The sequence below is a fragment of the Ramlibacter sp. 2FC genome (genome assembly GCF_005503345.1).
Taxonomy (GTDB): domain Bacteria; phylum Pseudomonadota; class Gammaproteobacteria; order Burkholderiales; family Burkholderiaceae_C; genus SCMQ01.
In genome coordinates this window covers 13,394-39,063 of the sequence record NZ_SCMM01000034.1, presented here as the reverse complement: position 1 = coordinate 39,063, position 25,670 = coordinate 13,394, and the positions used below count along the sequence as shown (strand labels likewise).

Sequence of the window (25,670 nt, the reverse complement as noted above, 5' to 3'; positions counted from 1 at the left end):
CCAGCCTCAGTGCCCCGAGGCGGCCTCGGCTCCGATGCCGGTCTCCGACCGCACCTGCTGCGCGAGGAAGCCGGCGCGGTCCCGGCGCGCCTGCGCGCCCCTGTCGAGCAGCGAGACCAGCCAGATGCCGACGAAGGCGAGGCTCATCGAGAACAGGGCCGGCGAGGCATAGGGGAACAGGGCCGAGCCCTTGGGATTGCCGAGCGTCGCTTCCCAGACCGAGGGCGAGACCACGGTCAGCACCACCGAGGAAATCAGGCCGAGAAAGCCGCCGACCACCGCCCCCTTGGTCGTGCAGTCCTTCCACAGCACCGACATGAACAGCACCGGGAAGTTGGCCGAGGCCGCGATCGCGAAGGCCAGCGAGACCATGAAGGCGATGTTCTGCTTCTCGAACACGATGCCCAGCGCGACCGCGAGCACGCCCAGCGCGATCGTGGTCATCTTCGAGATGCGCAGTTCGGACGCGCTGTCGGCCTTGCCCTGCTTGATCACCGTGGCGTAGAGGTCGTGCGAGACCGCCGAGGCGCCGGACAGTGTGAGGCCAGCCACCACCGCCAGGATCGTCGCGAAGGCCACGGCCGAGATGAAGCCCAGGAACACGTTGCCGCCCACCGCGTTGGCCAGGTGCACGGCCGCCATGTTGCCGCCGCCCACCAGGCCGCCCTTGGCGTCGAGGAACTGCGGGTTGGTCAGCACGAAGGTGATCGCGCCGAAGCCGATGATGAAGGTCAGCAGGTAGAAGTAGCCGATCCAGCCGGTGGCCCACATCACGGACTTGCGCGCCTCCTTGGCGCTGGGCACGGTGAAGAAGCGCATCAGGATGTGCGGCAGGCCGGCCGTGCCGAACATCAGCGCCATGCCGAAGCTGATCGCCGAGACCGGGTCCTTCACGAAGTTGCCCGGGCCCATGATGGACTGGCCGGCGGCGGCGGCCTGCTCGGGCGCCTGGCCCGCAGCGCCGGCCAGGCCGGCCTTGATCTCGACCGCCTTGGCGAACATGGCCTCGGGGCTGAAGCCGAACTGCCACAGCACCATGAAGGCCATGAACGAGGCGCCGCCGAGCAGCAGGCAGGCCTTGATGATCTGCACCCAGGTGGTCGCCGTCATGCCGCCGAACAGCACGTAGACCATCATCAGCGCGCCGACGATGACCACCGCCATCCAGTACTCGAGGCCGAACAGCAGCTTGATCAGCTGGCCGGCGCCGACCATCTGCGCGATCAGGTAGAAGGCCACGACGACCAAGGTACCGGAGGCCGCGAAGATGCGCACCGGCGTCTGCTTGAAGCGGAACGCCGCCACGTCGGCGAAGGTGAACTTGCCGAGGTTGCGCAGCCGCTCGGCCATCAGGAAGGTGATGACCGGCCAGCCGACCAGGAAGCCGATCGAGTAGATCAGGCCGTCGAAGCCGCTGGCCATCACGGCCGCGGAAATGCCGAGGAAGGAGGCCGCCGACATGTAGTCGCCGGCAATCGCGAGGCCGTTCTGGAAGCCGGTGATACCGCCGCCGGCGGTGTAGAAGTCGGCCGCGGACTTGGTCCTGGCCGCCGCCCACTTGGTGATGAACAGCGTGCCGATCACGAACACGCCGAACATGCCGATCGCGGTCCAGTTGGTGGCCTGCTTCTGCGCCTGGCCCAGGTCTGCGCCGGCCGCCCAGGCGGCCGAAACGCCGCACAGGGCGAGCAGGGCCAGCAGGCGTCGTGCGGTATCGGTGTTGCGGCTCATTTCAGCGCTCCCTTGACCACGGCGTCGGTGAGGTCGTCGAACTCGCGGTTGGCGCGCCTGACGTAGAAGGCGGTGATCACGATCGTGAAGACGATGACGCCGAAGCCGATCGGAATCCCTATGGTCATGACACCCGCACCGAGCTTTTGCGAGAGGAAGGGCTTGTTGAAGGCCACCAGCAGGATGAAGCCGTAGTACACGACCATCATGGCCAGGGTCAGCCACCAACCCAGGCTGGAACGCCTGGTCTTGAGCTCCTGGTATTTCGGATTGCTGACAATCCGTTGAACCACATCGTCTTCCATATCGTCTCCATTGGTGATCTGGGACCGAAGGCTACGTGAAGCCACTTACCCTGTGCTTACCAAGGAACGAGTCAATATGCAGGGCCAGGCGGCGTGGTGCGCCCAGACGGTAACAGCTTGCGGTCCGGACGTAAACCCGGCAACGGCCCTGCCGGGTTCAGTAGCCGCGCGCCGGATCGACGATGCCGGCGATGGGCTCGCCGCGCTCGAGCGTCGCGATCTTGCCCGCGATCTGGGCAATGCTTTCCTCGCGCAGCGTGCGCGCCGAGGTGTGCGGCGTGACCGTGATCTTCGGATGGGTCCAGAACGGGTGGCCGGCCGGCAGCGGCTCGGTGCGGAACACGTCGAGCGTGGCGCCGGCCAGCTGGCCGCTGTCGAGCAGCGCGATCAGGTCCTCATCCACCAGGTGGGCGCCGCGCGCCACGTTGATCAGGTAGCCCCCGGGCTTGAGGCGCGAGAGCGTGGCGCGGTTCAGGATGCCCTCGGTCTCGGGCGTGAGCGGCAGCAGGTTGACCAGCACGCGGCTGGCGGCGAGGAAGTCGTCGAACTGCGCCGGGCCGGCAAAGCAGCGAACGTCGTCCAGCGCCTTGGGCGAGCGGCTCCAGCCCATGACCGGGAACTCGAACACGCGCAGCGCGCGCGCCACGCGCTCGCCGAGCACGCCCAGGCCCATGACGCCGACGGGGAAGTCGGCCCGCGCACGCGGCTTGCGGTAGGACCACTTGCCCTGTTTGACATCGGCCTCGTAACCGTCGAATTCGCGAAAATGTCGGATCACGGCGTGGCAGACATACTCGGCCATCTGCACCGACATGCCCGCATCGTCGAGGCGCACCACCTGGGCGCCCGGCGGCAGGCGCAGCAGCATCAGCGCGTCGACGCCGGCGCCGATGTTGAACAGCGCCTTGAGCTGCGGCTGCTCGTCGAGAAAGGCCTGGGGCGGGGCCCAGACCACGGCGTAGTCGGCCGGCGCGGCGCCGGGCTGCCAGAGTTCGACCAAGGCCTCGGGCAGAGCCGCGCGCAGGCCGGCCAGCCAGGGCTCGGCCTTGGTATCGGTACAGCAGAAAGTGATCTTCATGGGCGCCGAGCGTAGCCGCTTTCGCGCGGCTGAGCCGTCATTCGGAAGACAGCTTGAGCAGCTCCGCCCCCTCGGCCACCTGGTCGCCGGGCGCGTAGAGCAGCTCGGCCACGGTGCCGTCGGCCGGCGCGGCGATGGTGTGCTCCATCTTCATGGCCTCGAGCACCGCGAGCGGCTGGCCCTTCTTGACGATGTCGCCGGGCTTGACCGCGAACGAGACCACCTTGCCCGGCATGGGCGCCGTCAGGCGCCCACCCTCGGCATGGGTCTCGCCCGCATGGGCCAGGGCGTCGAGCTCGACGATCTGGGTCGCGCCGAGCGCGCAGAACACATGGACCACCTCGTCCTGCTGCCAGGTCTGCACAGTCTGGCGCTGGCCGGCGAACTGCAGGTCGATGCCATCGGCCAAGGCGCTGAAGACCAGCGGGCCGCGCGTCTCGCCCAGGGCCAGGGTGAGCGCGCCGCCATGGCCGTAGATCAGCTTGGCGGTCAGGGCCTGGCCCTGGAACTCGAAGTCAAAGCGCCGCCTGGCCTGGCCGTGCGAGCGCCAGCCATCGCGCCGGCTGAAGGGGTCGGCGCCCTCGGCCGCGCGCTCGGCCAGCAGGGTCTGGGCCACGGCGGCGGCCACGGCCAGGTTCAGGCCCAGCTTCTCCTGCTTGAACAGCACCGCCTGCTCGCGCGGGATCAGCGCCGTGTCCAGGTCGGCCTCGGCAAAGGAGCGGCTGGCCACCACATGGCGCAGGAACTGCACATTGGTCGCCAGGCCCACGATGCGGGTCTGCGCCAGCGCCTCGTCGAGCCGGGCCAGCGCCTGCTCGCGCGTGTCGCCATGCACGATGAGCTTGGCCACCATGGAGTCGTAGAAGGGGCTGATCGCGTCGCCCTCGCGCACGCCGTCGTCGATGCGCACCGCGCCGCGGGCAAAGCTGGTGCAGGCCGGCTTGCGGTAGACGGACAGCCGGCCGGTGGCCGGCAGGAAGTTGTTGTCGGGGTTTTCGGCGCAGATGCGCGCCTCGATCGCGTGGCCGGTGATGCGCAGCTGCTCCTGCGCGCAGGGCAGCGCCTCGCCCGCCGCCACGCGCAGCTGCCATTCGACCAGGTCCTGGCCGGTGATGGCCTCGGTGACCGGGTGCTCGACCTGCAGCCGCGTGTTCATCTCCATGAAATAAAAATGCATCTCGCCGCGCTCGCGCTGCTCGACGATGAACTCCACCGTGCCCGCGCCCACGTAGCGCACGGCGCGCGCCGCGGCCACGGCGGCCAGGCCCATCTGCTGGCGCATCTCGGCCGTCATGCCGGGCGCCGGCGCCTCCTCCAGCACCTTCTGGTGGCGGCGCTGCACCGAGCAGTCGCGCTCGAACAGGTAGACGTAATTGCCATGTTGATCGCCGAACACCTGAATCTCGATGTGGCGCGGGCGCTGCACGTATTTCTCGATCAGCACCGCGTCGTCGCCGAAGCTGTTGATGGCCTCGCGCTTGCAGGAGGCGAGCGCGGCCTCGAAATCCTCGGCCTTGTCGACCGCGCGCATGCCCTTGCCGCCGCCGCCGGCGCTGGCCTTGATCAGCACCGGGTAGCCGATGCGGTTGGCCTCGGCGCGCAGCAGCTCGGCGTCCTGGTTGGCGCCGTGGTAGCCCGGCACCAGGGGCACGCCGGCCTTCTCCATCAGCTGCTTGGACTCGGCCTTCAGGCCCATGGCCGAGATGGCCGAGGCCGGCGGGCCGATGAAGACCAGGCCGGCCTCGGCGCAGGCCTGGGCGAAGGCCTCGTTCTCGCTGAGGAAGCCGTAGCCCGGGTGGATGGCCTCCGCGCCCGTGGCCTTGGCGGCCGCTATGATGCGCTCCCAGCGCAGGTAGCTGTCCTTGGGCGCCGAGCCGCCGATGTGCACGGCCTCGTCGCAGGCGCTCACATGCTTGGCGTGCTCGTCGGCATCGGAATAGACGGCCACGGTGCGAATCGCCATGCGGCGCGCCGTTGCCGCCACCCTGCAGGCGATTTCGCCGCGGTTGGCAATGAGTATCTTCTTGAACATGGTGTGTCTCCCGCGGCTCATCGCCTGTGCACGCTGCGCGTGCCATGCAATCTGGTGAGCGCATCACATGCGCTACGCGCATATGAGCGCTCCCCCGCGCAAGCGCGAACGCCGCGGTTGGCAATCAGAATTTTCTTGAACATGTGGTCTCCGTTCCCTCAGGCCAGCCAGCCCGGTTTGCGCTTTTGCAGGAAGGCCTGCACGCCCTCCTTGCCCTCGGCGCTGGCGCGTATGTCGGCGATGCCCTCGACCGTGCTGGCGATCAAGGGCGCGTCGATCTCGCGCCCCGCCACCTGCTGCACCAGGCGCTTGGCCTCACGCACGGCGTTGGGGCTGGCGCCCACCAGGGCCTGGGTCAGCTCGGCCAGCTTGGCGTCCAGCGCCTCGGCCGGCACCAGCTCGTGCACCAAGCCTATGCGCAGCGCCTCGGCCGCCGAGAAGCGCTCGGCCGTCAGGAAGTAGCGCTGGGCCGCGCGCGCGCCCATGGCGCGGATCACGTAGGGGCTGATGGTGGCGGGGATCAGGCCCAGCTTGACCTCGCTGAGGCAGTAGTTGGCGCTGTCCACGCTGACGGCCATGTCGCAGGCCGCGACCAGGCCCATGCCGCCGGCGAACACGTCGCCCTGCACCCGGGCGATGGTCGGCTTGGGGCAGTCGTGGATCACGCGCAGCATCTCGGCGAGCTTGCCGGCGTCGGCCAGGTTCTGCTCGCGCGTGTAGTCGGCCATGCGCCGCATCCAGTTCAGGTCGGCGCCGGCGCAAAAGGCTGGGCCGTTGGCCGCGAGCACGATGGCACGCACCTCGGTGCGCGCGCCCAGCGCGCCGAAGGCCTGGGTCAGCTCGGCGATAACCTCGTCGTTGAAGGCATTGCGCACCTCGGGGCGGTTCAGCGTGAGCTGGGCCACGCCGCCGGATTCGGAGAGGGTCAGGTATTGCATGGCTTACATCCGGAAGACGCCGAACTTGGTATCGGGAATCGGCGCGTTGAGCGTGGCCGACAGGCCCAGGGCCAGCACGCGGCGCGTGTCGGCGGGGTCGATCACGCCGTCGTCCCAGAGCCGGGCCGTGGCGTAGTAGGGATGGCCCTGGTCCTCGTACTGGCGGCGGATCGGGGCCTTGAAGGCCTCCTCCTCCTCGGCGCTCCAGGCGCCCCCCTTGGCCTCGATGCCGTCGCGCTTGACCGTGGCCAGCACGCTGGCCGCCTGCTCGCCGCCCATGACCGAGATGCGCGCGTTGGGCCACATCCAGAGGAAGCGCGGCGAGTAGGCGCGGCCGCACATGCCGTAGTTGCCGGCGCCGAAGCTGCCGCCGATGATGATGGTGAACTTCGGCACCGCGGCGGTGGCCACGGCCGTGACCATCTTGGCGCCGTTGCGCGCGATGCCCTCGTTCTCGTACTTGCGCCCGACCATGAAGCCGGTGATGTTCTGCAGGAACACCAGCGGGATCTTGCGCTGGCAGCACAGCTCGATGAAATGCGCGCCCTTGAGCGCCGACTCGGAGAACAGGATGCCGTTGTTGGCGATGATGCCGACCGGCATGCCCTCGATGCGCGCGAAGCCGCAGACCAGGGTGGTGCCGAAGCGGGGCTTGAACTCGTGCAGCTCGCTGCCGTCGACGATGCGCGCGATGATCTCGCGCACGTCGAAGGGCTTGCGCGTGTCGGTGGGGATCACGCCGTAGAGCTCCTCGGCCGCGAACTTCGGTGCCACGGGTTCGTGGGTGGCGATGGGCGGCTGCTTGCGCGCGTTGAGGTTCTTCACCGCCTGGCGCGCCAGCGCCAGCGCATGCAGGTCGTTCTGCGCCAGGTGGTCGGCCACGCCCGACAGGCGGGTGTGCACGTCGCCGCCGCCGAGGTCCTCGGCCGTGACCACCTCGCCGGTGGCGGCCTTCACCAGCGGCGGGCCGCCCAGGAAAATCGTGCCCTGGTTCTTGACGATGATGGTCTCGTCGCTCATGGCCGGCACGTAGGCGCCGCCGGCCGTGCAGCTGCCCATGACCACCGCGATCTGGGCGATGCCCTGGGCGCTCAGGTTGGCCTGGTTGTAGAAGATGCGCCCGAAATGGTCGCGGTCGGGAAAGACCTCGTCCTGGTTCGGCAGGTTGGCGCCGCCCGAGTCGACCAGGTAGATGCAGGGCAGGCGGTTCTGCTGCGCCACCTCCTGCGCGCGCAGGTGCTTCTTCACCGTGACGGGATAGTAGGTGCCGCCCTTCACCGTCGCGTCGTTGCAGACGATCATGCAGTCCACGCCCTCGACCCGGCCTATGCCGGCGATCAGGCCGGCGCTGGGTGCGTCGTTGTGGTACATGTTGAGCGCGGCCAGCGGCGCGAGCTCGAGGAAGGGCGTGCCGGGGTCGAGCAGCATCTGCACGCGGTCGCGCGGCAGCAGCTTGCCGCGCGCTTGGTGCTTGGCGCGTGCGGCCTCGCCGCCGCCCTCGGCCACCTTGGCGACCTGGGCGCGCAGGTCCTCCACCAGGGCGCGCATGGCATTGGCGTTGGCCTGGAACTCGGCCGAGCGGGAATTGAGCTGGGTGTCTAGGGTGGTCATGCCGTCTTGTCTTCCTCCAGCCCGAGCTGGTCTTTCATCGCTTCACGGATCTTGAACTTCTGGATCTTGCCGGTCACCGTCATCGGGAAGCCGGCGACGAATCGAATGTAGCGGGGCACCTTGTAGTGCGCAATCCGGCCCTGGCAGAAGGCGCGGATCTCGTCCTCTTCCAACGTCTCGCCGGGGCGCGCGACGATCCAGGCGCAGAGCTCCTCGCCGTACTTCCTGTCGGGCACGCCGACCACCTGCACGTCCTGCACCTTGGGGTGGCGGTAGAGGAACTCCTCGATCTCGCGCGGGTAGATGTTCTCGCCGCCGCGTATCACCATGTCCTTGATGCGGCCCACGATGTTGACGTAGCCCTCAGCGTCCATGGTGGCCAGGTCGCCGGTATGCATCCAGCCCTCGGTATCGATGGCCTCGCGGGTCTTCTCGGCGTCGTCCCAGTAGCCGTGCATCACCGAGTAGCCGCGCGTGCAGAGCTCGCCGGCCTGGCCGTACGGCACGATGGCGCCGCTCTCGGGGGCTACGATCTTGACCTCCAGGTGCGGCTGCACCCGGCCCACGGTGGACACGCGCTTGGGAAGCGGCGTGTCGGTGGCGCTCTGGCAGCTGACCGGGCTGGTCTCGGTCATGCCGTAGGCGATGGTGACCTCGGCCATGTGCATGTCGACGATCACGCGCTTCATGACCTCGATCGGGCAGGGCGAGCCGGCCATGATGCCGGTGCGCAGCGTAGCGAGATCGAACTCCTTGAAGCGCGGGTGGTCGAGCTCGGCGATGAACATGGTGGGCACGCCGTGCAGGGCCGTGCATTTCTCGTCCTGCACGGTCTGCAGCACCGTGAGCGCGTCGAAGCCGTCGCTCGGGTAGACGATGGTCGCGCCATGCGTGAGGCAGGCCAGGTTGCCCAGCACCATGCCGAAGCAGTGGTAGAGCGGCACCGGGATGCAGAGGCGATCGGCCGGCGTGAGCTTCATGGCCTCGCCGATGAAGAAGCCATTGTTCAGCACGTTGCGGTGGGTCAGCGTGGCGCCCTTGGGGAAGCCCGTGGTGCCGCTGGTGAACTGGATGTTGATCGGATCATCGGCTTTAAGCTGGCGGACCAGCTCGGCCAGGCGCGGGTCCTGCGCGTCGCCGCGGGCCAGCAGCTCGGAAAAGCGCAGCAGGCCGGGCTGCTCGTCCCCCTGCCCCGCCTCGTCGATCCAGACCACGGTGTGCAGCTGCGGCAGGCGGGCCGCGGCCAGCTGGCCGGGCTGGGCCTGGGCCAGCTCGGGCGCCAGCTCGCGCAGCAGCCCCAAGTAGTCGCTGGTCTTGAAGCGCGCCATGGTCACCAGGGCCTTGCAGCCCACCTTGTTGAGCGCGTACTCGAGTTCGGCCGTGCGGTAGGCCGGGTTGATGTTGACCAGGATCAGGCCGGCCTTGGCCGTGGCCAGCTGCATCAGCAGCCATTCGGCGTTGTTGTGCGACCAGATGCCCACGCGTTCGCCCGGCGCCAGGCCCAGCCCCAGCAGGGCACTGGCCAGGCGATTCGCCTCGGCCTGCAATTCACGGTAGCTGTAGCGCCGCCCCTGGTGCCGGCTGACCAGGGCCTCGTGCCCGGGCTGGCGCGCCACCATGGCGTCGAAGAACTCGCCTATGGTCTGCTCGATCAGCGGCGGCTCGGTGGCGCCGCGCGCCAGGCTCAGGGCAGCCTGGTCCGAGGGGGGTTGCGTCATGTCTGTCTCCATGCGGGCCATTGGTTGTGAAGCCGGATTGGCCGTCAAGCATAGAGGGAGGGCCGGGTTCGTGGCGGTCAGGGAGGTTGCAGATCCTGCCAGTCAGGCGCATAGCCCTAGGTCCGACACCCTCGTCAACCAGGGGCGACTCGGGCCTCGGTCAGCAACTGCGACACCTTTCCAGCGATAGTCGCGCTTTTCCTTCAAAACGAGCTTGCAGGCAGCCCCCTGGAGCGATGGGGTATCGGGATCGTTTGTACGACCTAAAGCTGCACAGAGAGTTGCCAGTTCATTGACTTGGTTCGCGCCAAGATTTCAGGGACGGTCGATCAGCGCCAGCGCAGGTACTCCACCGGCACCTCGCCGTTCCCTTCCTTGAATGCACGCGTGAAACTCTTCTCGCTGCGAAAGCCCACCGCCAGCGCCACCGGCTTGATCGGGCGGCTGCTGCGGCGCAGGGCCTGCATGGCCTGGTCGCGAAGCGCCTCGTTGATCGAAGTTGCCGTCACGCAGCCTTCTGCGGCACGAATCGCACCTGAAGGTCGCAGCCCACGGCCTGCGCATACCTGTTGAGCGTTGCGAGCGATGGCGCATGCTTGCCGGCCGACTCGAGGCGCGATACGGCGCTCTTGGTCGTTCCCATCCGCTCGGCCACGGCGTCTTGCGTCAGCCCCGCGCGGGCGCGCGCCTTGAGCATTTGATTGGCGACTTCATACTCGAGGGCAAGGGCATCGTACGCTTCGACGAAACCCTTGCGCTTGGCCGCATTGGCAAGGAATTCCTGGTGGTTGTGCCGCACGGGCTTAAATTTCAGGTCAGACATCTGACACCTCCTTCATGCGCTTGCGCGCAAGCTTCAGTTCTCGATCAGGCGTTTGCTGTGACTTCTTGATGAAGGCATGGAGCACGACGACCCGCTTGCCAACGAGAAAGCAGTAGAACGCTCTGCCGATGCCGGAGCGGCCGCGGGGCCGAAGCTCGAACAAGCCATCGCCAAAGGCCCGTGAGTGCGGGAGTCGCAACTTGGCCCATGCGCCGCAAGAAGTTCGACCAGGCGGGCGTAGTCGGCGAGAACGTCCACGGGCCACGACTCGATTTCATGAAGCACGCGCGCATGAAAATACTCGATCTCGTAGGGCATGTCGGCATGTTAGCAAATATGAGAACATCCTGCAGGGGTGCGGGAACGGAGTCGTGACGATTTAGCCCCTTCGACTCAGCGGTGGACAGCGTCGGACTCGTCCATCGCGCCGTCAATACCCGCTGCCGCCCTGCGCCGGTACTCCACCGGCGCCTCCCCCGTCCATTCCTTGAACGCACGCGAGAAACTCTTCTCGCTGCGAAAGCCCACCGCCAGCGCCACCTGCTTGATCGGGCGGCTGCTGCGGCGCAGGGCCTGCATGGCCTGGTCGCGGCGCACCTCGTCCTTGAGCGCCTGCAGGCTGGCGCCCTCCTCCTGCAGCTGGCGGTGCAGGGTGCGCGCCGACATGGCCAGGGCCGTGGCCAGGGCCTCGGCGCTGGCGGCGCCGGGCTGGCTGTGCAGCAGGGCGCGCACGCGCTGCACCAGCAGGCGGTCGCGCCGGTAGGGGCGCACGATCAGCGACAGGGCCTGGGGCAGCATGGCGTTCAGGGCCGCCTCGTCGCGGCGCAGCGGCATGGCCAGGTAGCGCGCGTCGAAGCGCAGGCGGGCCTCGCTGCCGCCGCCGGCAAACTGCACCGGCCCGGGAAACAGCAGCGCATAGACCGCGGCATGGGGCGGCGCGGCATAGGGCAGGCTGAGGTCTTGCAGCGGCATGCGCGAGTCGATCAGCCAGCAGGCGATGCCGTGCAGGTTGCGCAGCAGGGTGACGAAGCAGAACTCGCGCGCGGCCGGGTTCACGCCCATGTCGCTCAGCGTGACGGTGGCGAGACCGCCCTGCACGGACAGACCCAGCTCCACATCGGGTGTGAGCAGGCCGTGGTGGCGGCACCAGCGGCGCAGGGCCACGCCCAGCGTGGGCGCGGAGAGCGAGGCGCGCAGCAGCATGCCGTAGCTGCCCCAGGGCAGCTTGCGCGAGAACCAGCCCAGGGCCTCGTCGTCGAGCTCGCGCATGGCCTGGGCGGCCAGCTGCTCGAGCTGGCGCGAGGTCACGCCGCCTTCCGCCTGCCGCAACAGGGCCGGCGCGATCTGCGCGCGCGCCAGCGCCGGGCCGGGGTCGGCGCCGTATTTCTCGTAGGCCGTGAGCAGCATGCGCACGAAGGCCAGCGGGGTAGCCGAAACGGGCTTCATGGAGCGCAGTTTAGTGGCAGCATCGGCACCCATGCTGGCCGCACATGTGGCACCCGGGCGCCTAGACTGCGCAGAAAACACCCCGCCATGATCACACTTCACCACTGCATGAGCGCCCGCTCGTTTCGTCCCCTGTGGATGCTCGAGGAACTGGGCCTGCCCTACACGCTGAAAATGCTGCCCTTCCCGCCGCGGGCCCTGGCGCGGGACTACCTGGCCATCAACCCGCTGGGCACGGTGCCGCTGCTGGAGGACGGAGGGCTGCGCATGACCAAGTCGGCCGCGATCTGCCACTACCTCGTGGCGCGGCAGGCCCCCACCCCGCTGAACGTAGAGGTGAGCGAGCCCGACTTCGGCCGCTGGCTCAACTGGCTGCATTTCGGCGAGGCCACGCTGACTTTTCCGCAAACCCTGGTGCTGCGCTATGCGCGCTTCGAGCCCGCACGTGGGCTGCAGGCGGTGGCCGACGACTACACGCGCTGGTTCCTGGCCCGGTTGCGCGTGCTGGACGGCGCACTGGCAGAGCAGCCGTTTCTCTGCGCGGGGCGCTTCACCGCGGCCGACGTCTCGGTGGGCTACGCGCTGATGCTCGCTGAGCATCTGGGGCTGGAGCCGCGCTTCTCGCCCGCGGTGCGCGACTACTGGCAGCGCTTGAAAAGCCGCGAGGCGTTTCAGCGCGCGCTGGCTGCCCAGTGGCAGGCGGCCGCGGATCAGGGCGTGTCCACCGTGCCGGCGCCCGACACGCGCCCTCCCGGCTGAAACCGAACCCGAGGGAACGCCCCATGCTCATTCCCGAAGAGACCAGCACCCTGGGCGAGGCCTTTTTCCAGGCTGTCGCCCTCTGGCCGGACCAGGCGCTGATCAGCGCACCGGCCAACGACGCGCGCAACTACCTGCCGCAGGGGCAGGACTACAGTTACCGCGACACGGGCGCCCAGGTGCGCCGCCTGATGCAGCAGTACGCGGATGCCGGCTGGGGGTGTGCACACCGCATCGGCCTGCTGCTGGAAAACCGGCCCGAGCATTTCTTTCACAAGCTGGCCATGAATGCGCTGGGCGCCTGCTGCGTGCCGATCAACGCCGACTACCGCGCGCGCGAGCTGGCCTACCTGATAGACCACGCGGCGCTGGACCTGGTCGTCGTGCTGTCGGACCGCGTGGCGCAGCTGCAGGAAGCCCTGGCCCTGGCGGCGCGACGGCCTCATGTCGTGGTGCTCGAAGACTTTGCGCGCGCGGTTCCGGCCGCACTGCGCCCGGCCGCGCCGGACCAGGTCAGCGCGCAGACGCCGGCCAGCATTCTCTACACCTCGGGCACGACCGGCCGGCCCAAGGGCTGCGTGTTGTCGCACCGCTATGAGCTGGCGGCAGGCCATTGGTATGCCACGCGCGGGGGCTTGGCAAGCCTGCGCGACGCGCAGGAGCGCCTGTACAACCCGCTGCCGCTGTTCCACGTCAGCGCGTCCGTCCTTTCGTTCTACGCGATGATGCTGACCGGCAACTGCCAGGTGCAGACTGACCGCTTTCAGCCCTCGCGCTGGTGGACCGAGATCAGGTCCTCCGGCGCGACCATCGTGCACTACCTCGGTGTCGTGGTGCAGCTGCTGATGGCCCAGCCGCCCACGCAGCAGGACCGCGAGCACGCGGTGCGCTTCGGCCTCGGTGCGGGCGTCGAGCCGCAACTGCACGCGATGTTCGAGCAGCGTTTCGGCTTTCCGCTGCTGGAGATCTGGGGCATGACCGAAATGGTCCGGGCGCTGGTGGACAACATGGCGCCGCGCCAGGTCGGCACCCGGACCTTCGGTCGGGCGGTGCCGGGCGTGGAGGTCCGGGTGGTCGACGACCAGGGCCGCGACCTGGCCGATGGCGAGGCCGGCGAGATGCTGGTGCGCCATTCGGCCCAGACACCGCGCAAGGATTTCTTTTCGGGCTACCTCGACGACGAGGTTGCGACCGAGGCCGCCTGGGAGGGCGGCTGGTTCCACACCGGCGACATCGTGACGCGCCATGCCGATGGCATGCTGCGCTTCGTCGAAAGGCGCAAGAACATCATCCGCCGCTCGGGCGAGAACATCGCCCCGGCCGAGATCGAGGCCCTGCTGCAAACCCATCCGCTGGTGCGGCAGGTGGCCGTGCTCGCGGTGAAGGACGAATTGCGCGAAGAGGAAGTACTGGCCTGCGTCGCACTGAACGGCCCCGCGCCCGCGGACCCGGCATCGCGTCTGGCCACGGCGCAGGCGCTGTTCGACTTCTGCAACAGCCAGCTGGCCTACCACAAGGTGCCGGGCTGGTTCTGGATCACCGACGCCATCCCTGCGACGGCGACGCAGAAGATACAGAAGCACAGCATTTTTGCGCCGGGCACCGACCCGCGCGAGCTGCCGGGCATGGTCGACCTGCGCGCGCGCAAGAAGCGGGCGACGCGCAGCTGAGCAGGAGCTCAGAGCCCCAGCAGGGCCGGCAGCTCGGCCATGTCGGTGAAGACCTGGGCCGCGCCGGCCGCGCGCAGGGCCTCGGGCGCGCCATGGCCGAAGGGCGAGGGGCTGTAGCCGTAGACCGTGGCGCCGGCGGCCCGGCCGGCGGTGACGCCGGTCACCGTGTCCTCGACCACGGCGCAGCGCGCAGGCGCCACGCCCAGGGCCCGGGCGGCGGCCAGGTAGACGTCGGGCGCGGGCTTGGAGCGCGGCATCTCGTGGCCGCTGAAGATGCGGCCCTCGAAATAAGGCCGCAGCCCCACCTTGGCCAGCTGCATCTCGACCTTGTGGCGATCGGCCCCCGAGGCGCAGGCGATGCGCCCGGCCACGGCCTCGTGCACGGCGTGCACGGCCGCCAGGGCACCGTCGATGGCGCCGAGCCGCGCCTCGAGCGCGGCGTTGCGGCGCGCGTAGAAGGCGCGCATCCAGTCCTCGGTCAGCGGCTGGCCGGTGTGGGCCTCGATGGCGGCGCGCTCGTCGCGCACGGCCTTGCCGATGAAGAAGCGCATGCAGGCCTCGGCGCTCATGGCCCAGCCGCGCTCTTCGAGCATGTCGCGCAGCACGCCATTGGTGATGGGCTCGCTGTCGACAAGCACGCCGTCGCAGTCGAACAGTACGGCCTGGAAACTCATGACTTCCCCTTGGCACGGGGGCGATCAGCGGGGCGGAAGGTATAGGGCATCGGAGGCGTTGGGTAACGGCTATTCGTAATGCGACCACATGCGCAGCACCTTGACCACATGGACGTCGGGCAGAACCTGGTACACCAGCCGGTGCTGGATGTTGATGCGCCGGGAATAGGCTCCCGCCAGGTCGCCCACCAGCTTCTCGTAAGGGGGCGGGTTCTGGAAGGGGTTTTCCTGGAGGATGGCGAGCAGCTCTTGCGCCCTGCCCTTCAAGCCGCTGGCCGCGAGTTTCTGGGCATCCTTCTGGGCGTGTTTCGCAAAGACCAGCCGCCAGCTCACCAGTCGAGCTCCGTGGCGCAGTTGGCCACGGGCTCAGCCATGCCTTCACGGATGGATTCGCGCATGCCGGGCACCGAGAGCAGGTACAGCGTTTCCTGAATCGCCTGCCAGTCCTGCTCCGACACCAGCACGGCGCTGCCGCGCTTGCCGGAAATGGTGATGGGCTGATGCGACTCGGCGGCCTGGTCGATCAGTCGGTACAGGTTGGCGCGCGCCTCGCTGGCGGTGAGTGTGCGTTGCATGGAAGACCTCGAAGCATTGAAGCGTACGCTTTTTAGTACGCGAAGTCAATCTGCAGGCGGGAAGACAGTTGGCCGCATCAGAACTGGTCGCCGTCGACGTAGTACCAGCGCCCGCCCTCGCGCACGAAGCGGCTGCGCTCGTGCAGGCGCACGGCGCGGCCGGCCTCGCGAAAGCGCGCGACGAACTCGACCTCGGCGTGGTCCGCGTCGATCTGGCGGTGGCTGCGCACCTCGAGGCCCAGCCATTTGGCAGCAGGGTCCAGCGTCAGCTCGGACGGGCGGGTGCTGGCGTGCCAGCTGGCCAGCAGGTCATCGCGCCGGCCCAGCACGAAGGCGCTGTAGCGCGAGCGCATCAGGCTCTCGGCGTCGGGCGCCGGCTGGTCTTGCTCGAGGTAGCGGCCGCAACAGGCGGTGTAAGCCAGGGCACGGCCCTTGGTGTCGCGCCGACCGCAGGGGCACAAGACAGGGGCAGGCGAGGACATGGGGTCAGACTTTCTTCGTCAACGGTGCAGGATGGCCAGACGGCCCGGCAGACTTCTCGCCTTGAGCCGCCCACCACATCGACAGCGGCACCGCCCACAGTCCGCCGCCAAACGGCACGAGCTCGCGCCCGGTATAGAGCACGATGCCGCGCTGGAAGATGGCAGGCTCGGTTTCCCGCAGATGGCGCAGGCCCTTGAAATCCTTGCCGTCCACCGTGGCGCTGGCCTTGACTTCGATGCCGGTGATCCGGCCCAACGGGTTTTCCAGCACGAAGTCCACTTCCACGTCGGTCTGCGTGCGGTAATGCCACAGCGACAGCCGCTGCGCAGAAAACGCCAGATGCTTGAGCAGCTCGCTCAGCACCAGCGTCTCCACCACGCCGCCGGGCAGGCCGGGCTGGGCCAGCAGGCTTTCGGCCGAAGCTCCCTGCAAATGGTTGAGCAGCCCCGTGTCGGGCAGGTAGACCTTGGGCGCCTTGACCAGGCGCTTGCCGGGATTGCGCTCCCACGACGACACCCGCACCACGAGGAACAGCATTTCCAGCAGGGCGAAGTAGCGCTTGAGCGTGGTTTGCGGCAGGCCGGCCGCTCGGCCCAGTTCGGCAAAATTCAGCAAGCTGCCGCTGCGGGTGGCCAGCAGGCGCAACAGGTTGGGCACCTCGGTCAGCTGTGCGATGTTGGCGAGTTCGCGCACATCGCGCTGCATGATGGTCTGCAGATAGCTGTCGAACCACGCCACGCGCCGGCGTGCGCTGCCGCGGGCCACCGCGTCGGGATAGCCGCCCTCGACCAGGCGGGTGACCAGTGCCTCCCGCTCGCAGGCGGGTACCCGCAGGTCGGCCCAATCGCCGTTGAACAGCCAGTCGGCCCGGTTGAACGCAGGGCTGTCCGCCAATTCGGCGCTGGACAAGGGCCACAGCGACAGCAGTTCCATGCGCCCCGCCAGCGAGTCGGCCAGCCCCGGCAGCAGCAACACGTCGGCCGACCCCGTGAGCAGGAAGCGGCCAGGCAGCCGCTGCCGGTCCACCGCCGCCTTGATGGCCAGGAACAATCCGGGGGCACGTTGTACTTCGTCCAGGGTGACTGGGCCCGGCAATCCGTTGATGAACCCTGCCGGGTCGCGTTGTGCCGCGTGCAGCACGGCTGTGTCGTCCAGCGTGAGGTACTGACGGGCAGGCTTGCCCGCCTGTGCGGCGGCCACGGCCTGCACCAAGGTGCTTTTGCCGCTCTGGCGTGCACCGTTGACCACGACCACGGGCGTGTCCAGCAGCGCATCCTGCAGCAAGGGGGCCATGTGTCGTGCGTACATGGCCTTATTTTATTTCGAAATTCAACCAACAGACGGTTGAAATTCATCCACTTAATGGACGAATTTCAGAACATGCGCGAACACCTCAACAGTGTGCGCACGCCCGCCCGGCCGCGCCACGAAACGCATCGTCTTCCGCCCCTCACTTCCAGCACTCGACCAGCACGGTGAAGCCCCTGGCCTTCTCGGCGATCTCGGTCGGCGCCAGGGCCGGGGCGTTGCCGGCCACGGTGTAGCTCACGCCGTTGGCGTCGAGGAAGCCGCGCAGCACCTGGGCGTTGATCGCGAAGTTGACGTTCTGCGGGATGTCGCCGGTCAGGCGCGCCATGTTCAGCGCGTTCAGCTTGGAGACCACCACGCCGATCAGGTTGCCGGCGGCGTCTAGCATGGGCCCGCCGCTGTTGCCGGGCTGCACCGGGGCGCTGAGCTGCAGCAGCCGGGTGTCGCCGCGCACGCCGGCCAGGCTGCTGAGGTTGCCCAGGGTCATGCTGTAGCCCGACAGCACGCCGCGCAGCGGGTAGCCGACCACGGCCACGGGCTCGCCGATCGCGCCGGGCGTCTCGCGCAGGCTGGCGCTGGCGCCGGGCAGGCTGACCTGCAGCAGGGCCAGGTCGCTGCGCGCATCGCTGGTCTGCAGCTCGGCGGCGACGCCGTTGACCTGCAAGTGGCTGCAGCCATTGACCACATGGTGGTTGGTGACGATGCGGCCGGCCGCGACCCGAAAGCCGCTGGCCGAGCTGCGCCTGGGCGCCTTGACCTGGCCGGAAGCGGCCGGTGCCGACGCCGCGCCGGCCGGCACCCCGGAAGGCGCGGCGGCGGGTGACGGCAACTCGCGCGCCTTGGCGCTGGCCTCGGCCTGGGCCGCCTGGCGCTGCTCCGGCGTGAGCAGGCGCTCGATGCCGTCGCGGCTGGCCTGGGCGGCAACATGGCCCCTGGCGCTGGCCAGCAACCACCAGACATAGGCCTGCTGCGGGTCACGCGCCACGCCCAGGCCATTGGCGTAGCTGACACCGAGGTTGTTCATGGCGTCGGCATGGCCCTGGGCCGCCGAGCGGCGGTACCACTGCAGGGCCTGGTCCAGGTCCTTGGCCACGCCCTGGCCGCCGGCGAGCATGACGCCCAGATTGTTCTGCGCGCCGGCATGGCCCTGCTCGGCGGCTCGGCGGTACCAGTCCACCGCCTGGGCCTCGTCGCGCGCCGTGCCGCGGCCGGTGGCCACCAGCAGGGCCAGGCTGAACTGGGCGCGCGGCTCGCCGTGCTCGGCGGCGCGGCGTATCCAATGCGCCGACTGCGCCGCGTCCTGCGGCACGCCGCGCCCGGCGGCGTAGAGCCGGCCCAGCTGGTACTCGGCTTGGGCGTGGCCTTGGTCGGCCGCCTTGCGAAACCACTGGGCGGCCTGCAGCTCGTCGCGCACCACGCCCTGACCCGCGGCGTAAAGCGCCCCCAGGTTGTACTGCGCGGTCGCGTCGCCCTGCTCGGCCAGCTGGCGGAAACCGGCCAGCGCGGTACGCAAGTCGCCGCGGCGCAAGGCCGCCCTGGCCTCTTCCAGCGTCTGCGCGCCCACGGCGCCGCCCAACGCCAACGCCAGCGCAGCACCCCACAACCATCGATGGCCCATGACCCGCTCCCCATGCGGGGACCGGCCTGCGGCGCAGGCCCGGCCCCTGGCCGCTTTATACCCCTCAGGCCAATGCGCGCTGGATCAGGATCTTCTGCACGTCGCTCGTGCCCTCGTAGATCTGGCACACGCGCACGTCGCGGTAGATGCGCTCTACGGGAAAGTCGCTGACATAGCCGTAGCCGCCCAGGGTCTGGATGGCGGCGCTGCAGACCTGCTCGGCGGTCTCGCTGGCGAACAGCTTGGCCATGGCGGCTTCCTTGAGGCAGGGCCGGCCCGCGTCGCGCAGGCTGGCGGCGTGCCAGATCAGCTGGCGCGCGGCCTCGAGCCGGGTCGCGCAGTCGGCCAGCCGAAAGCCCACGGCCTGGTGGTTGAAGATGGCGGTGCCGAAGCTCTGGCGTTCCTTGGCGTAGGCGATCGCGACCTCCAGCGCGCTGCGCGCCATGCCCACGCTCTGCGCGGCGATGCCGATGCGCCCGCCTTCCAGCGCCGACAGGGCGATCCTGTAGCCCTCGCCCTCCTCGGCGATCAGGTTCCCGGCCGGGATGCGGCAGTTCTCGAAGTTGATCTGCGCCGTGTCGCTGCTGTGCTGGCCCAGCTTGTCCTCCAGCCGCGCCACCACATAGCCCGGGCTGTCGGTGGGCACGAGGAAGGCGCTCATGCCCTTCTTGCCGGCCGCCTTGTCGGTGACCGCGATCACGATCGCAAGGTGACCGTTCTTGCCGCTGGTGATGAACTGCTTGACGCCGCTGATCACGTAGCTGTCGCCCTCGCGGCGCGCCGTGGTGGTGAGCGCCGAGGCGTCCGAGCCCACATGCGGCTCGGTCAGGCAGAACACGCCTAGGAGCTCGCCGCGCGCCAGCCGCGTGAGCCACTGCCGCTTCTGCGCCTCGGAGCCGTAGCGCATCAGGATGGCGTTGACCGGGCAGTTGGTCACGCTGATCGCGGTGCTGGTGCCGCCGTCGCCGGCCGCGATCTCCTCCAGCACCAGGGCAAGGCTCAGGTAATCGAGGCCGGCGCCGCCGTATTCCTCGGGCACCACGACGCCATAGGCGCCCAGCGCGGCCAGGCCCTGGTGCGCCTCCCTGGGGAACAGGTGCTCGCGGTCCCAGCGCGCGGCGTGGGGCCACAGCTGCTCCTGGGCGAAGGCGCGCACGGCGTCGCGGATCATTTCCTGGTCGGGGGTCAACAACATTCGAATCTCCAAATCACCACGACGGATAAGGGCTGCCGTCGTGGCGCAAGAACTGGCCCTTGTGGGCCGGGGTCAGGGCGGCGATGGTGGCGCGCATGGCGTTCACGCTCTGCTCGACCGAAAGCGGCGCATCGGGGCCGCCGAGCTCGGTGCGCACCCAGCCGGGACAGAGCGCGACCAGGATGGCGCCCGGGTAGTCGAGCTGGGCCGTGGCCACCGCCATGTTGAGCGCGGCCTTGCTGACGCGGTAGGTCCAGCCGTGGCTGGAGCTCACCGCGCCGATCTGGCCCATGCCGCTGCCCATGAAGGCGAAGCGCCCGGCGGCGGCCTCGACCAGGGGCGCGACCTGCGGGATGACCTGCATGGCGCCGAGCACGTTGGCGTGCAGGGTGCGATCGAACTGCTCCTGCGTGGGCGGTGCCTTGGCGTCGCCGTGGGCATAGACGCCGGCCACGTAGAGCGCGATGTCTATCTTCTCGCCGTCGAGCTGCCAGGCCAGGCCGCTCACGCTGGCCGGCTGGGCCAGGTCCAGGCGCAGCGCCTGGGCGCCGAGGGCGCGCAGACGCTCCAGGCCGGCCGTGTCGCGCGCGGTCGCAATCACGCGCGCGCCGGCCGCGGCGTACTGGCGCGCGAACTCCAGGCCTATACCGCGCGAAGCGCCTATGACCAGCACCGTGGTCATGACAAGCCCTGGTCGATGCTCAGAGCAGTTCCAGCGCCACGGCCGTGCCCTCGCCGCCGCCTATGCACAGCGTGGCCAGGCCGCGCCGCAGGCCGCGCGCCTTCAGCGCGTGGATCAGCGTGACCATGATGCGCGCGCCGCTGGCGCCGATCGGGTGGCCCAGCGCGCAGGCGCCGCCGTTGACGTTGACGATCTCGTGCGCCACGCCCAGTTCCTTCATCAATGCCATGGGCACGACGGCGAAGGCTTCGTTGACCTCCCACAGGTCCACGTCCTTGACCTCCCAGCCGGCCTTGGCCAGGGCCTGCTGCGTGGCGCCGACCGGGGCGGTGGAGAACCATTCGGGTTCCTGGGCATGGGTGGCGTGGCTGACGATGCGCGCCAGCGGGCGGCAGCCGAGCTTCTGGGCGGTGGAGGCCTTCATCATCACCAGGGCGGCAGCGCCGTCGTTGATGCTGGAGCTGGAAGCGGCGGTGATGGTGCCGTCCTTCTTGAAGGCGGGCTTGAGCGTGGCGATCTTGTCGAGCTTGACCTTGCCCGGCCCCTCGTCGACCGAGACCACGGTCTCGCCGGCGCGGGTCTTCACGGCCACCGGCGTGATCTCGGCCGCGAAGGCGCCGCTTTGCGTGGCGGCCTGGGCGCGCATGACGCTGGCGATGGCGAAGGCGTCCTGCTCGGCGCGCGTGAAGCCATACTTGGCCGCGCAGTCCTCGCCGAAGGTGCCCATGGAGCGGCCAGCCTCGTAGGCGTCCTCCAGGCCGTCGAGCATCATGTGGTCAAAGACGCGATCGTGGCCCATGCGGTAGCCGCCACGGCCCTTGAGCAGCAGGTAGGGGGCGTTGGTCATGCTCTCCATGCCGCCGGCCACCAGCACCTCGTGGCTGCCGGCGAGCAGCATGTCGTGCGCGAACATGGCGGCGCGCATGCCCGAGCCGCACATCTTGGACAGGGTGACGGCACCGGCGCTCTTGGGCAGGCCGCCCTTGAAGGCCGCCTGGCGCGCCGGGGCCTGGCCCTGGCCGGCCATCAGGCAGTTGCCGAACAGCACCTCGCTCACGCGTTCGGGCGCGATGCCGGCGCGCTCGACGGCGGCCTTGATCGCGGCGCCGCCCAGATCGTGCGCGGCCAGGCTGGCGAAGTCGCCCTGGAAGGCACCCATGGGGGTGCGGGCGGCGCTGACGATGACGATGGGGTCTTTCATGGTGGGTCTCCTTCGAAGTAAAAAAATGTCAGGCCGGCGCCTTGGCCCGGGCGCGCGGCAGATGAAAGCGCTTGTCCTGCTCGTAGGGGAACACGTCGTAGACATGGCCCTGCTGGATGCGCTGCTTGTGGCTCTGCCAGAACTCCGCGTCCAGCAGGTCGGCGTGGTGCTTCATGAACGCCTCGCGCACCGCCGGGTTGCCGAGCAGGAAGGGAGCGAAGGTCTCGGGGAACACGTCGCGCGGGCCGACGTTCCACCAGACCTCGCCCGAGAGCTCGTCCTCCTCGCAGCGCGGCGGCGGCACGCGGCGGAAATTGCAGTCGGTGAGGTACTCGATCTCGTCGTAGTCGTAGAACACCACCTTGCCGTGGCGCGTGACGCCGAAGTTCTTCCACAGCATGTCGCCGGGAAAGATGTTGGCCGCCACCAGGTCCTTGATGGCGTTGCCGTACTCGATGACGGCATGCTCGATCTGGTGGCGCGCCTTCTGGTCGGCCGGGCCGGCGTCCAAGGCTTCCTGCAGGTAGAGGTTGAGCGGAATCATGCGCCGCTCGATGTAGACATGCTTGAGGATGACCTCGGTCTGGCCGTCGCCGTCGCGGTCGGAGACCTCGAGCTGGCTGGGCGCGAACTTCTCGATCTCGGCGATCAGTTCGTCCTCGAAGCGCGCGCGCGGGAACGCCACCTCGCTGTACTCCATGGTGTCGGCCATGCGGCCGACGCGGTCGTGCTGCTTGACCAGCAGGTACTTGCCCTTGATCTGCTCGCGCGAGGTGTCCTTCTGCGGCGGGTAGTAGTCCTTGATCAGCTTGAACACATAGGGAAAGGACGGCAGGTCGAACACCAGCATGACCATGCCCTTGATGCCGGGCGCGATGCGAAAGCGGTCGCTGGAATGCTTGAGGTGGTAGAGGAAGTCGCGGTAGAACAGCGTCTTGCCCTGCTTGGCCAGGCCCAGGGCGTTGTAGAGCTCGGCGCGCGGCTTGCGCGGCATCAGGCTGCGCAGGAACTGCACGTAGGCCGAGGGCACCTCCATGTCGACCATGAAATAGGCCCGCGCGAAGCTGAACAGCATCTGCATGTCGTCCTCGCCGAACAGCGCCGCGTCGATCACCAGCTTGCCGCCCTCGTCGTGCAGTATGGGCAGGGCGAACGGCAGCTCGGTGAAGCCGTTGATGATCTTGCCGACCAGGTAGGCGCCCTTGTTGCGGTAGAACAGACTGGACAGGACCTGGATCTGGAAGTTGGCGCGAAGCCTGACCTGGTCCAGCCGCGCGGCGATCGCATCCAGCACGCAGGCGATGTCGCGCGGCAGGTCCTCGAACTCGCGCTGCAGCTGGAAGTTGTCGACGATGCGCTGCAGGGTCTCGCGCAGGTTGTCGCGCGAGGGGTAGTAGGCGCGGTAGGTGGGGCGCGCGGCCGGCTCGTCGTTCTCTATGTACTCGGTGCTGACGGCCGGGCGCACGAAGATGAAGTCGTTGTGGAAATGCGTGCGGTGCAGGATCTTGCAGGTCACCGAGTTGAAGAAGGTCTCGGCCAGCTCGGGCTGGTGGTGGTTGACCAGCAGGCCGATGTAGTGCAGCTTGACCTGCTGCCAGACGTCCATGGGCTGCTCGCCGGCCTTGAACTCGCGCTCCAGCCGGGTCACGCATTCCTTGACGCGCAGGTCGTAGAACTCGATGCGCTCGCGCTGGGCGCGCTGCTGGCCGTGCCAGTCGGCGGTCTCGAAGCGGTGCTTGGCGCGCGCCGACTCGGCGCGGAACAGGCGGTAATGGCGGTTGAAGCCGTCCATCATCGCCTTGGCGATGTCGTAGGCGACCTGGGCATCCAGGCGCTGCGGGAACATGCTGCCACCCCGTTCCATCGCCGGCCCAGGTCCTGCTCCGGGGCTCTAGCCCTGGCCGGCCTGGCGCACGCCGGCGATCGCGGCCTGGTACAGGGCCTTGAGGCCGTCGCTGCCGCCCACCGTCATGTGCAGGTCGTTGATCAGGCCGTCCTTGAGGCCGTAGCACCAGCCGTGCAGCGTGACCTTCTGGCCGCGCGCCCAGGCGTCCTGCATCACCGTGGTGTGGGCGATGTTGAGCACCTGCTCGATCACGTTGAGCTCGCACAACATGTCGTGGCGCCGTGCGGGATCGCTGGCTTCGATCAGGCCCAGGTGGCGGTCGCGCACGTCCTTCACATGCCGGATCCAGTTGTCGGCCAGGCCCACGCGCAGGTCCTGCAGCGCGGCCAGCACGCCGCCGCAGCCGTAATGGCCGACCACCATCAGGTGCTCGACCTTGAGCTGGTCCACCGCGTACTGGATGGTGGACAGGCAGTTGAGGTCGGTGGGCACGACCACGTTGGCCACGTTGCGGTGCACGAACACCTCGCCCGGCTCCAGGCCGGTGATCTGGTTGGCCGGCACGCGGCTGTCGGAGCAGCCTATCCACATGTAGCGCGGCTTCTGCTGGGCCAGCAGGCCGGTGAAGAAACCGGGGCGCTCGCGCTCCATCTGCGCCGCCCAGGCGCGGTTATGGGCAAACAGGTCGTCGATCGAGGGAGAGTTCATGCTTTGATCTTAATCAGTCCCGGCCCGCCTGCGGCCGGGCAGGGCACATAGCCTCGGCGCCCCCGAGGTCAGGCGGTCTCGGCGAACAGCTCGCGGCCTATCAGCATGCGGCGGATCTCGCTGGTGCCGGCGCCGATCTCGTAGAGCTTGGCGTCGCGCCACAGGCGGCCCAGCGGGTACTCGTTGATGTAGCCGTTGCCGCCGTAGATCTGCACGCCCTCGCCGGCCATCCAGGTCGCCTTCTCGGCGGTCCAGAGGATCACCGAGGCGCAGTCCTTGCGCACCTGGCGCACATGCTCGGCGCCCAGCAGGTCCAGGTTCTTGGCCACGGTGTAGGCAAAGCTGCGCGCCGCCTGCAGCACGGTGTACATGTCTGCGACCTTGCCCTGGATCAGCTGGAACTCGCCTATGCTCTGGCCGAACTGCTTGCGGTCGTGGATGTAGGGCACGACGTTGTCCATCACCGCCTGCATGATGCCCAGGGGCCCGCCGGTCAGCACGGCGCGCTCGTAGTCCAGGCCGCTCATCAGCACCTTGGCGCCCTGGTTCAGGCCGCCCAGGATGTTCTCGGCCGGCACCTCGACGTTCTGGAACACCAGCTCGCCGGTGTGGCTGCCGCGCATGCCCAGCTTGTCGAGCTTCTGCGCGATGGAAAAGCCCTTCATGCCCTTCTCGATCAGGAAGGCGGTGACGCCGCGCGCGCCAAGCTCGGGCTCGGTCTTGGCGTAAACCACGAGCGTGTCAGCGTCGGGGCCGTTGGTGATCCACATCTTGCTGCCGTTGAGCAGGTAGTAGCCGCCCTTGTCTTCGGCCTTGAGCTTCATGCTGAGCACGTCGGAGCCGGCGCCGGGCTCGCTCATGGCCAGCGCACCCACATGCTCGCCCGAGATCAGCTTGGGCAGGTACTTCTGCCTTTGCGCCTCGTTGCCGTTGCGCTTGATCTGGTTCACGCAGAGGTTGCTGTGCGCGCCGTAGGACAGGCCCACGCTGGCCGAGGCGCGCGAGATCTCCTCCATCGCGATCATGTGCGCAAGATAGCCCATGTTGGCGCCGCCGTAGGCCTCGGGCACGGTGATGCCGAGCACGCCGAGCTCGCCCATCTTGCGCCACAGGTCCATGGGGAACTGGTCGTTGCGGTCGATCTCGGCCGCGCGCGGGGCGATCTGGCCTTGAGCGAATTCGCGCACCGCGTCGCGCAGCGCGTCGATGTCCTCGCCGAGCTGAAAGTTGAGTCCTGGCAGGTTCATGGCATGTCTCCGGAAAGGGGCT

General features: G+C 68.6%; 25 protein-coding genes. 2 read left to right on the top strand and 23 right to left on the bottom strand.

What is annotated here, in order from left to right:
* Nucleotides 1-6: 6 nt before the first annotated feature.
* From FFS10_RS15120 to FFS10_RS15070, 11 genes are all read right to left on the bottom strand, one after another.
* Nucleotides 7-1,731 (bottom strand): cation acetate symporter, encoded by a 1,725-nt coding sequence (locus tag FFS10_RS15120; RefSeq protein ID WP_137895305.1) that lies wholly within the window; start codon nucleotides 1,729-1,731, stop codon nucleotides 7-9.
* Complete coding sequence (locus FFS10_RS15115; RefSeq protein WP_137895304.1) at nucleotides 1,728-2,036, bottom strand: DUF485 domain-containing protein; 309 nt, start codon at nucleotides 2,034-2,036, stop codon at nucleotides 1,728-1,730. The genes FFS10_RS15120 and FFS10_RS15115 overlap by 4 nt, the downstream gene beginning before the upstream one ends.
* Before the next feature lie 157 nt (nucleotides 2,037-2,193).
* Nucleotides 2,194-3,114 carry a 2-hydroxyacid dehydrogenase gene (locus FFS10_RS15110; protein WP_137895303.1) on the bottom strand — a complete coding sequence of 307 codons (921 nt, stop codon included), beginning with the start codon at nucleotides 3,112-3,114 and terminating at the stop codon, nucleotides 2,194-2,196.
* 37 nt (nucleotides 3,115-3,151) lie between these two features.
* A complete protein-coding gene (locus FFS10_RS15105; protein ID WP_137895302.1) occupies nucleotides 3,152-5,146 on the bottom strand; it encodes an acetyl/propionyl/methylcrotonyl-CoA carboxylase subunit alpha in 1,995 nt (664 codons plus the stop codon).
* Nucleotides 5,147-5,304: 158 nt separating this feature from the next.
* Nucleotides 5,305-6,084 carry an enoyl-CoA hydratase/isomerase family protein gene (locus FFS10_RS15100; protein ID WP_137895301.1) on the bottom strand — a complete coding sequence of 260 codons (780 nt, stop codon included), beginning with the start codon at nucleotides 6,082-6,084 and terminating at the stop codon, nucleotides 5,305-5,307.
* A 3-nt stretch (nucleotides 6,085-6,087) separates the two neighbouring features.
* Nucleotides 6,088-7,695: a carboxyl transferase domain-containing protein gene (locus tag FFS10_RS15095; protein WP_137895300.1), complete on the bottom strand. Its 1,608-nt coding sequence runs from the start codon at nucleotides 7,693-7,695 to the stop codon at nucleotides 6,088-6,090.
* Entirely contained in the window at nucleotides 7,692-9,413 is a 1,722-nt protein-coding gene (locus tag FFS10_RS15090; protein ID WP_137895299.1) for an AMP-binding protein, read from the bottom strand. Before FFS10_RS15090 ends, FFS10_RS15095 begins: the two co-directional genes overlap by 4 nt.
* A gap of 329 nt (nucleotides 9,414-9,742) precedes the next feature.
* Nucleotides 9,743-9,922: a helix-turn-helix domain-containing protein gene (locus FFS10_RS15085; protein WP_249931310.1), complete on the bottom strand. Its 180-nt coding sequence runs from the start codon at nucleotides 9,920-9,922 to the stop codon at nucleotides 9,743-9,745.
* Nucleotides 9,919-10,236, bottom strand: a complete 318-nt coding sequence (locus FFS10_RS15080; protein ID WP_137895298.1) for a helix-turn-helix transcriptional regulator — start codon at nucleotides 10,234-10,236, stop codon at nucleotides 9,919-9,921. The genes FFS10_RS15085 and FFS10_RS15080 overlap by 4 nt, the downstream gene beginning before the upstream one ends.
* The gene (locus tag FFS10_RS15075) at nucleotides 10,229-10,501 is read right to left on the bottom strand and encodes a type II toxin-antitoxin system RelE/ParE family toxin (RefSeq protein WP_249931309.1); all 273 of its coding nucleotides are present in this window, start codon (nucleotides 10,499-10,501) and stop codon (nucleotides 10,229-10,231) included. The genes FFS10_RS15080 and FFS10_RS15075 overlap by 8 nt, the downstream gene beginning before the upstream one ends.
* 128 nt (nucleotides 10,502-10,629) lie before the next feature.
* Nucleotides 10,630-11,682, bottom strand: coding sequence for an AraC family transcriptional regulator (locus FFS10_RS15070; protein WP_137895297.1), 1,053 nt, complete (start codon nucleotides 11,680-11,682; stop codon nucleotides 10,630-10,632).
* A gap of 87 nt (nucleotides 11,683-11,769) precedes the next feature.
* Between FFS10_RS15070 and FFS10_RS15065 the strand changes: the two genes are divergently transcribed.
* Both FFS10_RS15065 and FFS10_RS15060 read left to right on the top strand, forming a co-directional pair.
* Nucleotides 11,770-12,441 (top strand): glutathione S-transferase family protein, encoded by a 672-nt coding sequence (locus FFS10_RS15065; RefSeq protein ID WP_137895296.1) that lies wholly within the window; start codon nucleotides 11,770-11,772, stop codon nucleotides 12,439-12,441.
* Between the two features lie 23 nt (nucleotides 12,442-12,464).
* Nucleotides 12,465-14,111, top strand: coding sequence for an AMP-binding protein (locus tag FFS10_RS15060; protein ID WP_137895295.1), 1,647 nt, complete (start codon nucleotides 12,465-12,467; stop codon nucleotides 14,109-14,111).
* Between the two features lie 8 nt (nucleotides 14,112-14,119).
* Here the strand turns inward: FFS10_RS15060 and FFS10_RS15055 are convergent, their stop codons facing one another.
* The 12 genes from FFS10_RS15055 to FFS10_RS15000 all read right to left on the bottom strand — a co-directional run bounded on the left by FFS10_RS15055 (nucleotide 14,120) and on the right by FFS10_RS15000 (nucleotide 25,648).
* Nucleotides 14,120-14,785 (bottom strand): HAD family hydrolase, encoded by a 666-nt coding sequence (locus FFS10_RS15055; protein WP_137895294.1) that lies wholly within the window; start codon nucleotides 14,783-14,785, stop codon nucleotides 14,120-14,122.
* Between the two features lie 69 nt (nucleotides 14,786-14,854).
* Complete coding sequence (locus FFS10_RS15050) at nucleotides 14,855-15,118, bottom strand: Txe/YoeB family addiction module toxin (RefSeq protein ID WP_137895293.1); 264 nt, start codon at nucleotides 15,116-15,118, stop codon at nucleotides 14,855-14,857.
* Nucleotides 15,115-15,360 (bottom strand): type II toxin-antitoxin system Phd/YefM family antitoxin, encoded by a 246-nt coding sequence (locus FFS10_RS15045; RefSeq protein WP_137895292.1) that lies wholly within the window; start codon nucleotides 15,358-15,360, stop codon nucleotides 15,115-15,117. The genes FFS10_RS15050 and FFS10_RS15045 overlap by 4 nt, the downstream gene beginning before the upstream one ends.
* A 77-nt stretch (nucleotides 15,361-15,437) precedes the next feature.
* Nucleotides 15,438-15,842 (bottom strand): YchJ family protein, encoded by a 405-nt coding sequence (locus FFS10_RS15040; RefSeq protein WP_137895291.1) that lies wholly within the window; start codon nucleotides 15,840-15,842, stop codon nucleotides 15,438-15,440.
* Nucleotides 15,843-15,846: 4 nt separating this feature from the next.
* A complete protein-coding gene (locus tag FFS10_RS15035) occupies nucleotides 15,847-17,097 on the bottom strand; it encodes an ATP-binding protein (RefSeq protein WP_212744138.1) in 1,251 nt (416 codons plus the stop codon).
* Nucleotides 17,098-17,293: 196 nt separating this feature from the next.
* Nucleotides 17,294-18,769 carry a tetratricopeptide repeat-containing serine protease family protein gene (locus FFS10_RS15030; protein WP_137895289.1) on the bottom strand — a complete coding sequence of 492 codons (1,476 nt, stop codon included), beginning with the start codon at nucleotides 18,767-18,769 and terminating at the stop codon, nucleotides 17,294-17,296.
* Nucleotides 18,770-18,833: 64 nt separating this feature from the next.
* A complete protein-coding gene (locus tag FFS10_RS15025) occupies nucleotides 18,834-19,964 on the bottom strand; it encodes an acyl-CoA dehydrogenase family protein (protein ID WP_137895288.1) in 1,131 nt (376 codons plus the stop codon).
* Nucleotides 19,965-19,977: 13 nt separating this feature from the next.
* Complete coding sequence (locus FFS10_RS15020; protein WP_137895287.1) at nucleotides 19,978-20,646, bottom strand: SDR family oxidoreductase; 669 nt, start codon at nucleotides 20,644-20,646, stop codon at nucleotides 19,978-19,980.
* Nucleotides 20,647-20,665: 19 nt separating this feature from the next.
* Complete coding sequence (locus tag FFS10_RS15015; protein WP_137895286.1) at nucleotides 20,666-21,847, bottom strand: acetyl-CoA C-acyltransferase; 1,182 nt, start codon at nucleotides 21,845-21,847, stop codon at nucleotides 20,666-20,668.
* A 28-nt stretch (nucleotides 21,848-21,875) separates the two neighbouring features.
* The gene (aceK, locus tag FFS10_RS15010; protein WP_137895285.1) at nucleotides 21,876-23,693 is read right to left on the bottom strand and encodes a bifunctional isocitrate dehydrogenase kinase/phosphatase; all 1,818 of its coding nucleotides are present in this window, start codon (nucleotides 23,691-23,693) and stop codon (nucleotides 21,876-21,878) included.
* Between the two features lie 45 nt (nucleotides 23,694-23,738).
* Nucleotides 23,739-24,401 carry a carbonate dehydratase gene (can, locus tag FFS10_RS15005; protein WP_137895284.1) on the bottom strand — a complete coding sequence of 221 codons (663 nt, stop codon included), beginning with the start codon at nucleotides 24,399-24,401 and terminating at the stop codon, nucleotides 23,739-23,741.
* Between the two features lie 68 nt (nucleotides 24,402-24,469).
* Nucleotides 24,470-25,648, bottom strand: a complete 1,179-nt coding sequence (locus FFS10_RS15000; RefSeq protein ID WP_137895283.1) for an isovaleryl-CoA dehydrogenase — start codon at nucleotides 25,646-25,648, stop codon at nucleotides 24,470-24,472.
* Nucleotides 25,649-25,670: the final 22 nt, after the last annotated feature.